The sequence below is a fragment of the Pseudovibrio sp. POLY-S9 genome, from assembly GCF_001431305.1.
Classification (GTDB): Bacteria; Pseudomonadota; Alphaproteobacteria; order Rhizobiales; family Stappiaceae; genus Pseudovibrio.
The window spans coordinates 9532-22819 of the sequence record NZ_LCWX01000204.1 but is presented as its reverse complement, the minus strand read 5'-3'; the positions used below and the strand labels follow the sequence as shown (position 1 = coordinate 22819).

Here is a 13288-nt window from a genome sequence, read left to right as displayed (position 1 = left end):
ACGGAGAGGCCTGAGATTGTGGCTACTGCGCGTCTGCGGACAGTTGACCAATTGAAAAAAGTCCTACCGTGGCTCCAGTCGCGGGGTTTCTCCCTCCGAATGGGTTCGGGGGACACCTTAGGGACACCTCAGGGACACCAAGTGTCTCCGATAATGGCGAGTAAAGTCAGTGGGTTAGGAAGTGGGGACACTAGGGACACCAGATTAACGGGTCTTACACATGCACCCACACATATAAATATATTGGTGTCCCTAGTGTCCCTAGTGGAACTATTATCTAACTATATGATTTTATTTATTTATTTTGGAGACACCAAAAGAGACACTATCGAGACACCAGAGATTTCAGAGAATTCTGGGGTGCATAAAATATTCGGTTTTATCGAAGGGATACGGGGGAAATGAGCCACACCGACGAGCAATTTGAATTGATCCCGCATGAGGACGAGGTTGGTCCAGATGACGTCTTCCCTTCTGCTCGTCGCTCCGGATCTGGTGAAGGCCGGGGGCGTGGCCGCCCGAAAGGTGCGAAGAACAAGAAGACCGAGCAGCTGCAGAAGTTATGGAATGCCCGAGGCTTCAAAGACCCGTTGATGTTTCAGGGGGAGTTCCTCTCAAGCCATCCTGCAGATCTGTGGCGGTGGTTCGTGAAGGAACAAGCCAAGGTGGATGGATTGGATCTCAAGGTAGCGTTGCAAAAAGCGTTGGTGGGCAAGCTGCCAGGCGTGCCAACCATACCGGAGATCGTGGCCATGCAGCTGAAGACCGCAGATCATGTCGCTCCGTATCTCCATGGCAAGATGCCAGTTCGTGAAGAGAGCGATGATGACGAGCGGTTGCCGGTGCTCATGATCGATCTGGGCACTGATCAGGTGAATGAGGGCAAGTATCTGGACGCAGCAGAAGAGCCAATGAGCATCGGAGCGCAAGAGCCGAGCTCAGAAGGCCAGACCCAACGAAATCAAAGGGTTAGCGGTGATGATGAATAGAAGTCGTACGGAGCGCAAGTCGCACGGCCTACCTATGTGTATGAAATTAAAAGGAAATTTGCCGTTGATCGCCCTGATAAAAAATCAGGTAGCCAGCATTCTCGATGTGACCTGGCGTGGTGGCAGACGAGGCGTCCAGATGGTTTTGAAGGTGCCCCGGTCCATTTCAAATTTTCGTGGCGCGATGGTGGCTGGTGCATTCCAATGGCGCGATAAATGGCGGAATTCTGCGAGGCCTTCCGGAAATCGACTTTGCCCCCCCATACAGGGGTACTCGCTCTCACACCGATCCGGATTTGAAAACGAGGCGGGAGCCTCAAAAACAGCGGGTCGGGCGCGGGTGGAACCCTTTGCATTTGGGCCGGGGTTTGGGGGCTCAGAGCCTTTTGTACCAGCTCAGGGGGCGTGGGGGATCTGATGAGTGTTTCGTCGTTAGATGGTTTGACGACCGCAGAGTTGATTGCAGAGTATGAACTTGATGAGGATTTTGATCCTTATCGGTATGTGCCTCCTGGTCCAGTAGCTCGGAACTTTATTCGAGCCGGCACCCTGACCAAATCCATTATGGGTCCGGTTGGTGGTGGTAAAACTGTTGCGTGTGCAATGGCTCGGGTGGTCGCAGCTACGCTTATGCCTCCGTGTAAGGATGGTGTGATCCGAGATAAATGGGTTGTCGTCCGGACGAGCTTTCGTGATGCCGAGAAAACGGTTCTTGCAAGTTGGCAGCAGTGGTTCCCAAAGGGATATCCGGGATGTACCTGGACTGGTGGTAATGATCGACCTGTGACGCATATCTTGCGGTGGCGTTTACCAGATGGGACGCGGGTGGAAGCTGAAACCATATTTGTCGGCTTGCAGGGATCTACAGTCGAGGCGAAATTGCGCGGTTGGGAAATCTCCGGTGCCTGGCTCAATGAGATGGATACTATTGATGAAAATGGGTTGAAGTACCTTGAACAGCGTACAGGACGTTATCCGAGAAAGTCAGATCTGAAAGATCCAGATACCAAACGTTTCCGGCAAGTGATTGGTGATTTTAATGCACCTGATATCGATAACTGGACCTATGAAACGTTTGTTGAAAATCCAAGTGAAAATAGAGTTCTATATCAGCAACCTTCTGGGGTTTCGTCTGAAGTCGAAAATATGAAGAACTTAGAACCTGACTATTATCAGAAGATCATTGAGAACGAGGAGGAGTGGTACGTCCGCCGATTTGTGCGAAATGAATTTGGTTTTAGTCGTGACGGTAAGCCTGTTTATTCAGATTATAATCCCAGATTGCATGCGTCTGGGGAGGACTTGCAGCCGGATCAATCGCTCCCTTTGCTGGTTGGACTGGATGCAGGTTTGAACCCTGCAGCGATCTTGGGGCAACCTCGACCCAATGGGCAGATAATCATTACGGATGAATTGGTTCCGGGGCAGGGATATGGTGCTGATCGGCTTTCTGAACTGCTTAATGATCTGATTGCACGCAAGTACTACGGCGTACCAAAAGTAATGATCTGGGCGGACCCTGCCGCGCAGTATGGAGCTGATAAAGAAGGTGGTGAGCTCTCCTGGATTGAGACAGTCAGTAAGGCTCTGGGAGAGCCTGTTTTAATTCCGGCGAATGGTTCGAATGAGCTTGGCTTGCGATTGGCTTCTGTGCGTGCTGAACTTACAAAACTGATTGATGGGCATATGCCCCGTCTCTTGATCTCCAGGCATTGCAAGAAGCTTAATCGCGGCTTTGCCAGCGGGTACAAATACCGGAAGCGTCCAAAGGATGCGGGGCCGGAGTATGATCCGGAGCCATCAAAAAATGAGTACTCACACCCTCATGACGCCCTGCAATACCTGGTGTTGGGGTATCGTGGCCGGCCAGCTGTTGTGAGTGATGCGGCTGGATCGCGTCGTGATCGCGGTGATCAGCAAAACGAACGACGTAGGCCTCCGAACAAGAAGGGGAACTTTGACCCTCATTTGGTGTAGTTTAGCTGATATCTATTTCAGATTGTGTTATATGGCCGATGCAACTTGAATGGAGGTCACATTGAGATGGTTAACTAAGTCTGGAGTAAGAATACTTCGGTTCATTACAATTATGGCTATGTTCTTGTCTCTCTATGCACTGGCGATGATCTTCATCCTAAGAGGGGGAGTTCCAGACTACGAACGGCATATTCATGCTCTTTCGCAAGCGATTAGTAATTGCTCAGATTATGAAGAAGTAAAGCGTGTTTATGAGGCTAAAGATACCTTCCGTGTCGCAAGCTTTAAGAGTTTTATGACGTCTTTGATGGATGGGCAAAAGATCTACAAAGCTATCAAGGTCGAGCGGTTGGGGCTTCTGCGTGACGGGAGCTGTGCAGTTGAGAGTAAAGAAGCAACAGGCAGAAATACAGACCCGAGGATCGTTCGAATTTTTCTAAAGGGGAGTTTTGGAGAGATTTTAGACTCATTCTTGGTTGCTGAAATTGGAGCACGGAATCCCAAAGTTGATGTCATTAATAGACTTAAAGAGTTGATTGTAGAGCATAACCAACGCAATCCCTATGATGGCCTTACATTCGAAGATAAGACTGTTTTCGAGAATATTGAGCAGATACTGGGTGATAACACTGCTCAAATTGCGTCTAACTTGGGTCTTTTATCGCGCTCGATTGTCGGCAAAGATCGAGATATTGAACGATATTTGGCAAATGCAAACTGGGGTTACTACATTTCTATAATTGCTCTAACCCTGACATTGTTCCAAGTCTTTTATGGAGCATATTCAATTTGGAAAAGAAATCGAGATTCACCTTAGGCTATTGATGTAGCTCGTTGAAATCATATGTTTGAATTAAGGGAAGCCGTAGCATTTATTGTTATGGCTCTTACTTTATCTACTTTCGTGAGCCTGATGGATATTGCTCAGTACGTGGGATTGTGTCACCGGTTGTTTTGAAAGTTGCTAAGCTTTAACTGGATAGCATGGGCGGCCAGCTGTTGTAAGTGATGCGGCTGGACCTCGTCGTGATCAGCAAAGCGACTGGCGTGGGCCGCCAAAGAAGAGGCGGGGGATTTGGTCCGCATATTGTTTGATGTTGTTCGGATCATAGAACATGGGTGCTGAAGAACGGTTTTATGCTTGCTGCGAAACTATGCGATACAATAGTTTGAAAAAACAAGATTCTTATTAGGTTAACGGAGTAGGGGCATGGATATTTACGATCCATTTGACTTCATTATCAAGAATTATGAATGGTTGTTTTCAGGTATTGGGGTCACGCTTCTGATCGCAGGCTCGACAGCTATTAAACATTGGTATTTAAAAAGACGAGGAATTTCTCGAAAGTCTGAAATTCGACAACGAGTAAAAAATGACAGTAGAGAAACAGAGCAAATAGTACAAAGCACACTCCGTGCAAATAATGTCGTTTCTGCTGGTAGTCTCGAAATATCGGAAACTGCACTTTCCGAGTTACTCAAAGCTGGCCGCTCTGATCTAAACCTTGTTAGTAGAGATGATGTTAGAATAGGTTCGATGAAAAGTGATGAGTAAATTGTTGCAAGAAGTAGAAGGAAATGGCGTTAACTTTGTAGCTGGAGAGCGTATTGTATTAGGCCTAAGTTACAGTGATTGTAGACAGCTTTTTTTTGATTTATTCGAAAGCAATTATCCCAAGTTACTTGCAGAAGCGGATAAACGGCTACATGAAAATATTGAGCGTTACTTTCAAGAATATATAGCCTCGTTAACGCAAAAGTCTGAGAAATTAGATCCTACTCGCCTTGCTGAGCCAAACTACCAGTTTTTGTTACAATCAACAGCCTTGAGTGCAGCTCGATTTGGAGATCGCATTAACTTAGGTTTACTTGCAGAACTTGTTACAGAGCTGCTTAGAAAAGATGATAGTGATCTTTATGATTTAGTTATTTCTCAAGCTATCGAATTAGCTCCAAAAATAACAAAGCATCAGCTCGATTATATGAAGTTATGGTTATATGCCCGTAGAGAGCTAATAACTGACAAGTCTCTAGCCGAAATCGATTTGCTACTTGGAGAGAGACTAAATGACTTTTTCGGGATAAAAGAGATTTCAAAGCGTGACATCGAATACATGGTTTCAATTAATGCGCTGAATGTAAGAGGGCAGGCTCGCAGGCACCATTTGCCATTTTTTCTTGAAAAGCATCCTGAGCTTGAAGGATTGAATGAAGAACAAAGAGAAGATTTTTTGCGCGATGGTCAATATGGCAACATTTATCAACTTTTTGAGGAAACTCGTTTTGAATTTTATGATGTTAGTGTGCAGGGCGAGTTGATAGTTTATTTTACGCTTAAAGAAACAGATGATATCGATCCAATGAACTTTTTTTTGAAGAACTAAAGCCTAACTGTATTGGAGGGTTGACGCCCTTTAAGCCATGACACTCTCGTGTCATGGCTTTTACTTTATCTACTCCCGTGAACCTGATGGATATTGCTCAGTGCATGGGCACGTGTCACCCGATAGCCTGGAAGGTTGCTAAGTTGCAGCTGGCGCAAGGTAGCTCCTGGGCGCTTCATGATGACGCTGGCGAACTCGTCTCTGTTGCTGGCTTGTTTCCGTGGCCTAATGGCGACCTTGAGGCCTGGTGGATGGTGACACCAAAGGCCGAAATCAGCATGCTTCAGATTGTCCGCTCCATACGGTTGACCCTTGAGGCTTCCGAGTACGGTGAGATCTACACATTGGTTCAATCCAAAGCCGGTGGGCGCGTTGCCCGCCTGGCAGGATTTGAACTTGTTGAGACCATTGATAACTTGGAGATCTGGCAATATGGGCGGTCTGATAGGCGGAGGCGGAGACAAGGGCGCACGGCGATTAGCTCAGAAGCAATCGGACCAAGCGCAGCGCCGGCAGTTGGCTGCACTAGCGAGCCAGAACGCAGAAGTTGACCAGGCTAAGGCCTCTGCAGGTGGTGGCGGGGGAACTCGCAAGCGTGGGCGTCGGCTTCTAACGTTTATCGGGTCTTCTTCCGGTCAATCATCTCTCGGCTAATCTCAGGTGACGGAGGTTAGCTTTGGCTGAACCAAACCTAAAAAGCATTCAGTCGCGGCGCAAAAAAGCTCAGGCTGAATATGACTCTCACAAGCCTTTGCGAGATGATGCATTTGATTATGCAATTCCCTATCGACGAAGCGCCGCCAACGGTGAAACCAGTAAGGGGGCAAACCGCGTTGATAAAGCCTTTGATCAGACTGCAATTGTCTCGAATTTCCGTTTTTCCGGCAAGCTCTGGAAAGATCTGATCGGGGAGGAACCTTTTCAGATCAAGGCTGGTGACATTCTCTCAAAAGAACAGAAGGAAGAACTTTCAGCGCCGCTGGAGGGGATCTCAAAAGTCACAACAGGCATGATGTCAAATGGTGAATTTGATATGGCCTTTGTTGAGATGGGCTTAGAGCTTGGGGCTGGTACAGGGGCCATGCTCATCCTGGAAGGCAACCGGAAGAAGCCTGTACGGTTTGTTTGCGTTCCCATTGATGAGGTTGCGCTTGAGGCGGGTGCTTATGGCGATGTGAGTGGGATTTTTTGGGGCCGTAAATGGACAGTGCGGGCCATTCGCGAAATGTTCCCGGATGGGAAGTTTGGTAAAACCCTGCGCGAGCTGGAAGAGAAAGAACCTGAAAAGGAAGTGGTTCTAAACCAGGACTGCATTTACAACGCCAAAACGGAACGTTGGGACTTCGTTGCCTGGTCGCCTGAAGACGCAGAGACGATAATCAAGACTAAAAGCAGCCGGACATGCCCATGGCTTACTCCTCGCTATTTTCGAGTACCTGGTGAAGTTTATGGCCGTGGTCCGATTAACCTGGCAATGCCATCAATCAAGACGCTCAACACGGCGCAGCGCCTGACATTGCAGGCCGCTGCGATCTCTCTCTTAGGGATTTATACGGCTGTTGATGATGGGGTGTTTAATCCTGATATGGCGTCCGTTGAGCCCGGAGAGTTTTGGAAGGTTGCGCGAAATGGCGGTGTGCTTGGACCATCTGTCCAAAAATTCCCTGAGCCTCGCCTAGATCTCAACAATATCGTTTTGAATGATCTGCGCATGGCTGTGAAAACAACCATGATGGATCAGGCTTTGCCCCCGGACAGTGGCGCGGTGCGTTCTGCAACCGAGATCCTTGAGCGCATGAAGCGGCTTGCAGAGGATCATGTTGGTGCATTTGGCCGCCTGGTTAAAGAGATCATTGTTCCACTTGCTGAGCGCCTGATCGAGATTGCCTATGACAAAGGCATGATCAGGGATGCTCCTGATGTCGATCAGATCCTCGTCAAAATTCAAGTTTCATCACCAATGGCAACTGCCAGAGCTGCTGAGAAAATGCAGAAAATTATCCAGTGGATTGAGATGTGTCTGGCGTTGTTGGCGAAGGACGCTCGCAAGGTGGTCAAGCTGGTTGATGCCCTTCTGCATATTGGCAGTGAGATGGGTGTTCCAGAGAGCCTCAAAGTGAATGAGGACGAGCGCAAGAAGATGGAAGATGAGGATCGAGCAATGCTCGCAGCGCAGATGGCGGCTCAGTCGGGGCTTATGCCCAATGGTGCAGCTGCAGTTCCAACAGAAGCGGGGGCGCTCTGACCATGAACGGGCAATCGATCGCAGAGTTAATGGGCAATCTGCAGGGCGATGATTGGAGCTCTGTGGACGGCTTGATGAGTAAGTTTTCAGCTGATCCGAAAGCGAAAGAAAAGGCTGAACAGGAAGACCGTGAGAAGCAACGCCGCCGTGATCAGTATCTGGCTGCGCTGGCGACAGTGTTTGCCAGTGATGAAGGGCAGATTGTTCTTGAGGAGCTGCTGAACGGGACCGTTCGCCGGATAAAATTTCACACTCAGCTGGGGATCGATCCTCAGCAATCTCATGCCTACGGCTGTTTTCGCGAAGGACAAAACAGCGTGGTTGCAATGATTTTGAAAGACCTTGCCGAAGTTGGCGGCGGGGTCGCGCCAGAAAAGGAGAATGACGATGGCTGGAGATCAAGAGTTCGAGCAGGAGCAGAACAACTCAGAAAACCAAGGAAACGGAGATGGTGGTTCTGGTGATGGTAACAACACAGGGCGTTACGTTCCGGAGGGCCTGCCTGAGCACTTCCTAGGCGAGAGTGATAAGGACACGATCGATAAAGTTTATGGTGCCTACAAGGGGCTGCGATCTGAGGATAAGCCACAGGCTCCAGAAGATCCATCGGGCTATACGTTTGAGCCCAATGAGACCTTGGCTCCTTATTTTGAAAATCCTACTGAAGATCCTGTGTTTAAGGCGGCTACTGCTGCAGCTCACAAGGCAGGTATGACGAACGACCAATTTGGTTCTTTGCTCGATGAAACCTTTACGGAACTGGTTAAGACAGGCCAGATCGAGCCGCCTTACAATCCTGAGGCAGAGCTGAAGAAAACCGGTGAGCTTTTAGGACTGTCAGACAGCAAGGAAGTGAGCCAGGTTGTCGTTGACAATGAAGCCTTTGCGAAAAACCTTGCTGCGCAAATGAAGCTACCAGAGCCTGCAGCTGAGTTTGTTGAAAGCCTGACCGATCTTGCAGGCGGTAATGCCTTCTTGCATGGGATCTCTCAGCTGCTGAGTAGTCGTGGCATTACTATCTCCGAAAGTGATGGCGGGCGTTCTAACGGATCACTCACCAAAGAGGATCTGAAGAAGCTGGATAGTGATGACCGGATTGATCCGAACTCACCTAAGTATGATCCAAAGCTGAGAGCCGAGTATGACGAAGGATACAAGCGGCTCTATCGTTAACGGTTGACGGTTGCTGGCTGGGTTTAGCGTAAGCTTAGCCAGAAATCAGAACCTGCCATTTGGAGCGCGGCCCTCTTCTCTATAGACCTGCGCTCCCTGGCGGCCCTTCAGATGAGATGGCGATTGTTTGTTTTCTCATTGGAGATTAGAAAGGACCGCCGACAATGTCGCAATCTGCAGATGCTCATTTTATTGAGCAGTTTAATTCCCGAGCAGCACATAAATATCAGAGTGAGGGCTTTTTGCTCCGTTCTTGTGTGTCTGCTGCTGAACGCATTGAGGGTACAAAAGCCTATTTCCCTTGGTTTGGCAAAGGTACAGCCTCAAAGAAAATTCGTGGCCAGCGGGCTACGCCAATGAACCCACCACGCGGCCGGACTGAGGCTACGCTGCAAACATGGGAAGTTTTCGACTTCCTGTACTATCAGGATCTCAACAAAACCAACGTGAATGAACGCGAGAACATCGCGATGATTGGTGCGAAAGCTTTGGGTCGCGGAACTGATGGTGAGATTGTAGATGTCATTCATAAGAAGGTTTCTCGCACTGCAGCAACGGGAAAGGGTGTGAACCCTTATCTTGATGCAAATGGTCAGCCCGGTTTGGTTGGCGGTGCCGGCACTAAATGGGATCTGGCCTATGCAATGAAGATGTGCTCTGCCCTTGGTCAAGCTGAAGTGCCGCTCGATGGTGAGGTTTATTGCCCGCTGCCGCAGCTCTTCTGGGATATCATGATGACCTACAAGCAGTTTAACTCTTCCGAGTGGGTTGGTGATGAAAACCTCTCCTTTGTAGGCAAAAGCGGAAAAGGCAAGAAGGGTAAGTATTGGAATGGTGTGAACTGGTTCGTCGCACCTGGTGAGTACTTCCGTCAAAGCCTCGATGAAAATCACCTTGAGTTGGCGATGTGGCATAAAGGCGCCGCTGGCTGGGCCAACAATACTACCTTACAAAGCTGGTTTGATTGGGAAAACCAGTTGGGTGCGCATTCCATGCGTATTGAGAGTGAGGGTGCTGCAGCTGCCATTCTGGAAGAAGGGATGGTTCTGGGGCAGTTCGAAACCTCTAGTGAACTCATAGTTCCACAATAATCCTTACATTTTCATCGTCCTGGCGCTCTTCGTGCCAGGGCTGCTCTTTTTCTAAAATCTACGGGTGACTTCATGTTTAAGACCTCAGGGATCAATAAGATCTGTGAGATTGGGTCTGTTGGTACAGGCAAAGGCTCAGTTCGCAACAAGCACGGTTATTTGACTGTTGATGATGCTGCCACCGTTGAAGCCAACGGCTACTTTAATGATGCTGCAGACATGCTCATCAAAGGTGATCAAATTGATGCGACGCTCGACGTGGATGCCTTGCCGAGGCTCAAATGCTACGTGGTGACTTCTGTTGCTGATGGCGTTGTGCAGATTGCAGCGCAGACTACGGCTTAAGCTGGTCTAGCTGCTCGCGGCCCGGAGTGCTGGCGGCTCCGGGCCGATCTTCCTTTTTTCTCCGGTGTTCTCATGAGCTATTACTCTCCCGAAGCTATTGTAAACCGCGCTTGTGCGCGTGTTGGTTTAGAACCGCTGCAGAGCCTGACAGATGATCTTCCAGGCGGCCAGGGTGCCGACCTGATCTATAAAGGCCTGATCAGTTTCTTGCTCGGCCACTATCCTTGGAGTTTTGCGCGGACCACAAGGCAACTTTCAAAGTTGCATGGTGTCACGGCCTTTGCAGGTTACCGCAATGTGTTTCAGCTTCCTCCGGATCGGCTTGGGCCTCCCCAAAAGCTCACGATTTCACCGCGAGATCCTGATAGTACTTTCACAGATTTTACGCCTGAAGAGGATAAGGTCCACGCTGATGTGCCTGAGCTTTATGCGCTCATTCCTTATTTTGCTCGTCCGGACATGTGGTCTGCTGCCTTTATGGAGGCTGCAACGCTGGCGCTTGCTGCTGAACTGGTTATGGCGATCGCTTCCAGGGAGAAAAAGCGTGATGCCTTGCGCCGGGATGTTTACGGCACGCCTCAGGAAAATATGCGCGGTGGGTTGATCGGTGTAGCAATCCAGGCAGAAGCGCAGGGAACTCCGAGCAAAAAGCTGAAGCTTAGGGGGAACCCGCTTACTCAACATTTTCAGGGAGGCTAGGCTATGGTTTCCTCTCCTGGGCAAATGCAGGCAACGTTTACGAGTGGTGAGCTCGATGTGATGCTCATCGATAGAACGCAGCTCAAATACTTCTCCTCTGGCGCAAAGCGCATGGAAAACGTTCATATCCACCCACAGGGTGGATTTTCCGTTGCGGGGCGGATGCGGCACCTCAGTATCGTTAATGATGCTTCTGAGCGGATGATTTCCTTTGTGAATTCTGAGGGAAGTTCTTTCGATCTGGTGATTGCTGCAGGGCTAATAAGTGTTTGGAGGGATGGAGCTCACTTCCAGGATCTGCAGCTGCCTCACTCAGTGCAGCAGATCCGCGAGCTCAACCATGTGCAATCGTTGGACACGTTGTTGCTGTTTCACCGGAATGTACCGACGCGCCGCATTCGCCAGCTGGCCGATGATGATTGGCGGATTGAGGAACTGATTTACGAAAATACGCCAACTTGGGACTATGGCGCTGAATATACCAACAACAAACCAGCAGTCTGGGAACTGGAGTTTGTCGGTTTAGAGGCTGATACGGTTATCCAGCTCAGAGTTTCCGGGCAGGAAACTCGCTCAATGACTTATACGAGTGAGGTTGCGATTGTCTCTGAGATCCAAGCTGCAGTCTTGGAATTGAGTACCGTTCGTGATGGCATCAAGGTTTCATCTGCCGGGGCCAATAAAGTCTCAATCAAATTCTCTGGTGAAGGGAATGAAGGTGATGGTTGGGCAGTTTCAGGAACAGTGATCAATAAAGCTGATGCCGCGATCGTCGCATATAAAACGACGGTTGGAGTTTCTCCAGGTGAAGACATCATTTCCAAATATCGAGGCTGGCCTGGTTGTGGTGCTTTTATTCAGCAAAGATTGATGTCTGGCGGTTTGGCTAAACTACCTAATGTTTGGATGGTTTCGGTTTCGGGTGACTATTATAACTTTGATGAAGATCAGGATGAGGCCAATGGGGCGTTTGTAGTGCCGATGGATGTTCCTGGCGGTGAGCGTATTGAGCGCATTGTCGAGGGGCGAAACGTTCTCGTTTTTACGAGTGAAGGTGAGTACTGGCTTTCTGATCGTGAGATTTCCAAGAAAAAACCGCCAATCCATGTGAAGTCGTCGAGTCATGGCTGCGCTGCAGGTGTGCCAATCGTTGAAAATGAGGGGGCCGCGATCTTCGTGCATAAAGATCGCGGGGTTATCTCTGAGTTTCGATACACGGATGTAGATGGTAACTTTGTTGCGCTGCCTATCTCTTTGCTTGCCGCCCACATGTTCGAGAACATCAAAGATATTGCTTTGCGCAAGCAGCGGTACTCGTCCGATGCAAACCTGTTGGCGGTCGTTGAAGATGATGGAGATTTGCGTTTTGGTCATCTGCTCCGAGAGCAAGATGTAACGGCTTTCACCAGGATCATTGGGCCACGATACAAGGCTGTATCTTGCAACGGACGCAATGAGCTTGTTGCAATTGTCGAGCGCGAAGCGGGCGGGCAGGCCCGCTGCGCTCTTGAGAGGTTTGAGCCTGGCTTGATCCTAGATGGTGCGATCGACATGCAATCTGCTCAGCCGATCAGCGTTGTTGATGGCTTGGATATTCATGAGGGGGCTGAGGTTTGGGCGATTGCTGATGGTGATGTGTTCGGCCCGTTTATGGTCGAAAACAAGGCAATCACTCTTCCGGTCGAAGCCTTAGAGATCACAGTGGGGCAGTGGACACCGCCAGTTGTTGAAACGTTGCCTCCACCTCGTGACATTGGGCCGGGTGTGGTTCTTATGCGTCCTGCCCGTATTCACACTGTCCGGATCTCCGTTGTCGATACAACTTCTCTTGCCGTGTCTGTGTGCGGCAAAGTCTACGATGTGCCTCTGCATCGCTTTGGATCTCAGGTTGATGTGCCGGAGCTTGAGCAAGGTTTTACGGGTGTGATCCCCCTGCAGGGCTTTACCGGATATTTCGATGAACCAACGGTGACGATTACGCAAGTTCGTCCAGGGCGACTGACCGTGCGCTCTATCACCATTGAAGCGGATCTTTAGGGAGATACTGAAATGCAAATGGCAATTGCCGCAATCGGAAGTGCTCTCAGTGGTAGCGCTGCAGCGGCTGGCACAGCTGCGACTGCAGGGGCTGCAGCAGCAGGCACTGCGGCAACTTTTGGTTCAACGGCCACTATGATTTTGCAGGGCGTTGCCGGCGTTACTTCAATTTTATCCGGCTTGGCTGCCAGCAACTCTCAGGCCGACGCTTACGAGATGAAAGCGGCTGATGCGGACTTTGCTGAAGTCGATGAGCGTTCGCAAGGGATGGCGAGAACAACGGCTCTTAAAAAAGAACTGGCGGCTGCGCTTGGGGAAAATGATGTGAAGTTCGCTGCAGCTGGCATC

Annotated in this window: 14 protein-coding genes; all 14 read left to right on the top strand. The window is 49.6% G+C overall.

Annotated elements, in window-relative coordinates; genetic code table 11:
- Nucleotides 1–401 precede the first annotated feature (401 nt).
- Entirely contained in the window at nucleotides 402–989 is a 588-nt protein-coding gene (locus PPL9_RS20780; protein WP_057464481.1) for a hypothetical protein, read from the top strand.
- A gap of 417 nt (nucleotides 990–1406) precedes the next feature.
- Nucleotides 1407–2966, top strand: a complete 1560-nt coding sequence (locus PPL9_RS20770; protein ID WP_057464479.1) for a terminase family protein — start codon at nucleotides 1407–1409, stop codon at nucleotides 2964–2966.
- Nucleotides 2967–3027: 61 nt separating this feature from the next.
- Nucleotides 3028–3783 (top strand): hypothetical protein, encoded by a 756-nt coding sequence (locus tag PPL9_RS20765; protein ID WP_152986779.1) that lies wholly within the window; start codon nucleotides 3028–3030, stop codon nucleotides 3781–3783.
- A 393-nt stretch (nucleotides 3784–4176) separates the two neighbouring features.
- On the top strand, nucleotides 4177–4521 hold the full coding sequence (locus tag PPL9_RS20760) for a hypothetical protein (RefSeq protein WP_057464477.1): 345 nt from the start codon (nucleotides 4177–4179) through the stop codon (nucleotides 4519–4521).
- Complete coding sequence (locus PPL9_RS20755) at nucleotides 4514–5350, top strand: LPO_1073/Vpar_1526 family protein (RefSeq protein ID WP_057464476.1); 837 nt, start codon at nucleotides 4514–4516, stop codon at nucleotides 5348–5350. The genes PPL9_RS20760 and PPL9_RS20755 overlap by 8 nt, the downstream gene beginning before the upstream one ends.
- A 53-nt stretch (nucleotides 5351–5403) precedes the next feature.
- Complete coding sequence (locus PPL9_RS20750; RefSeq protein ID WP_057464475.1) at nucleotides 5404–5901, top strand: hypothetical protein; 498 nt, start codon at nucleotides 5404–5406, stop codon at nucleotides 5899–5901.
- A 125-nt stretch (nucleotides 5902–6026) separates the two neighbouring features.
- Nucleotides 6027–7595, top strand: coding sequence for a portal protein (locus PPL9_RS20745; protein ID WP_057464474.1), 1569 nt, complete (start codon nucleotides 6027–6029; stop codon nucleotides 7593–7595).
- 74 nt (nucleotides 7596–7669) lie between these two features.
- Nucleotides 7670–8059: a hypothetical protein gene (locus PPL9_RS20740; protein WP_161831404.1), complete on the top strand. Its 390-nt coding sequence runs from the start codon at nucleotides 7670–7672 to the stop codon at nucleotides 8057–8059.
- A complete protein-coding gene (locus PPL9_RS20735) occupies nucleotides 7983–8768 on the top strand; it encodes a hypothetical protein (RefSeq protein WP_057464472.1) in 786 nt (261 codons plus the stop codon). The genes PPL9_RS20740 and PPL9_RS20735 overlap by 77 nt, the downstream gene beginning before the upstream one ends.
- Nucleotides 8769–8932: 164 nt before the next feature.
- A complete protein-coding gene (locus tag PPL9_RS20730) occupies nucleotides 8933–9859 on the top strand; it encodes a phage capsid protein (protein WP_057464471.1) in 927 nt (308 codons plus the stop codon).
- Between the two features lie 72 nt (nucleotides 9860–9931).
- A complete protein-coding gene (locus PPL9_RS20725; protein ID WP_057464470.1) occupies nucleotides 9932–10204 on the top strand; it encodes a hypothetical protein in 273 nt (90 codons plus the stop codon).
- 72 nt (nucleotides 10205–10276) lie between these two features.
- Nucleotides 10277–10903, top strand: a complete 627-nt coding sequence (locus tag PPL9_RS20720; protein WP_057464469.1) for a hypothetical protein — start codon at nucleotides 10277–10279, stop codon at nucleotides 10901–10903.
- Between the two features lie 3 nt (nucleotides 10904–10906).
- Entirely contained in the window at nucleotides 10907–12940 is a 2034-nt protein-coding gene (locus PPL9_RS20715; protein WP_057464468.1) for a hypothetical protein, read from the top strand.
- Nucleotides 12941–12952: 12 nt separating this feature from the next.
- A partial coding sequence (locus PPL9_RS32515) for a hypothetical protein (RefSeq protein ID WP_200962347.1) occupies nucleotides 12953–13288 on the top strand: 336 nt, incomplete at its 3' end.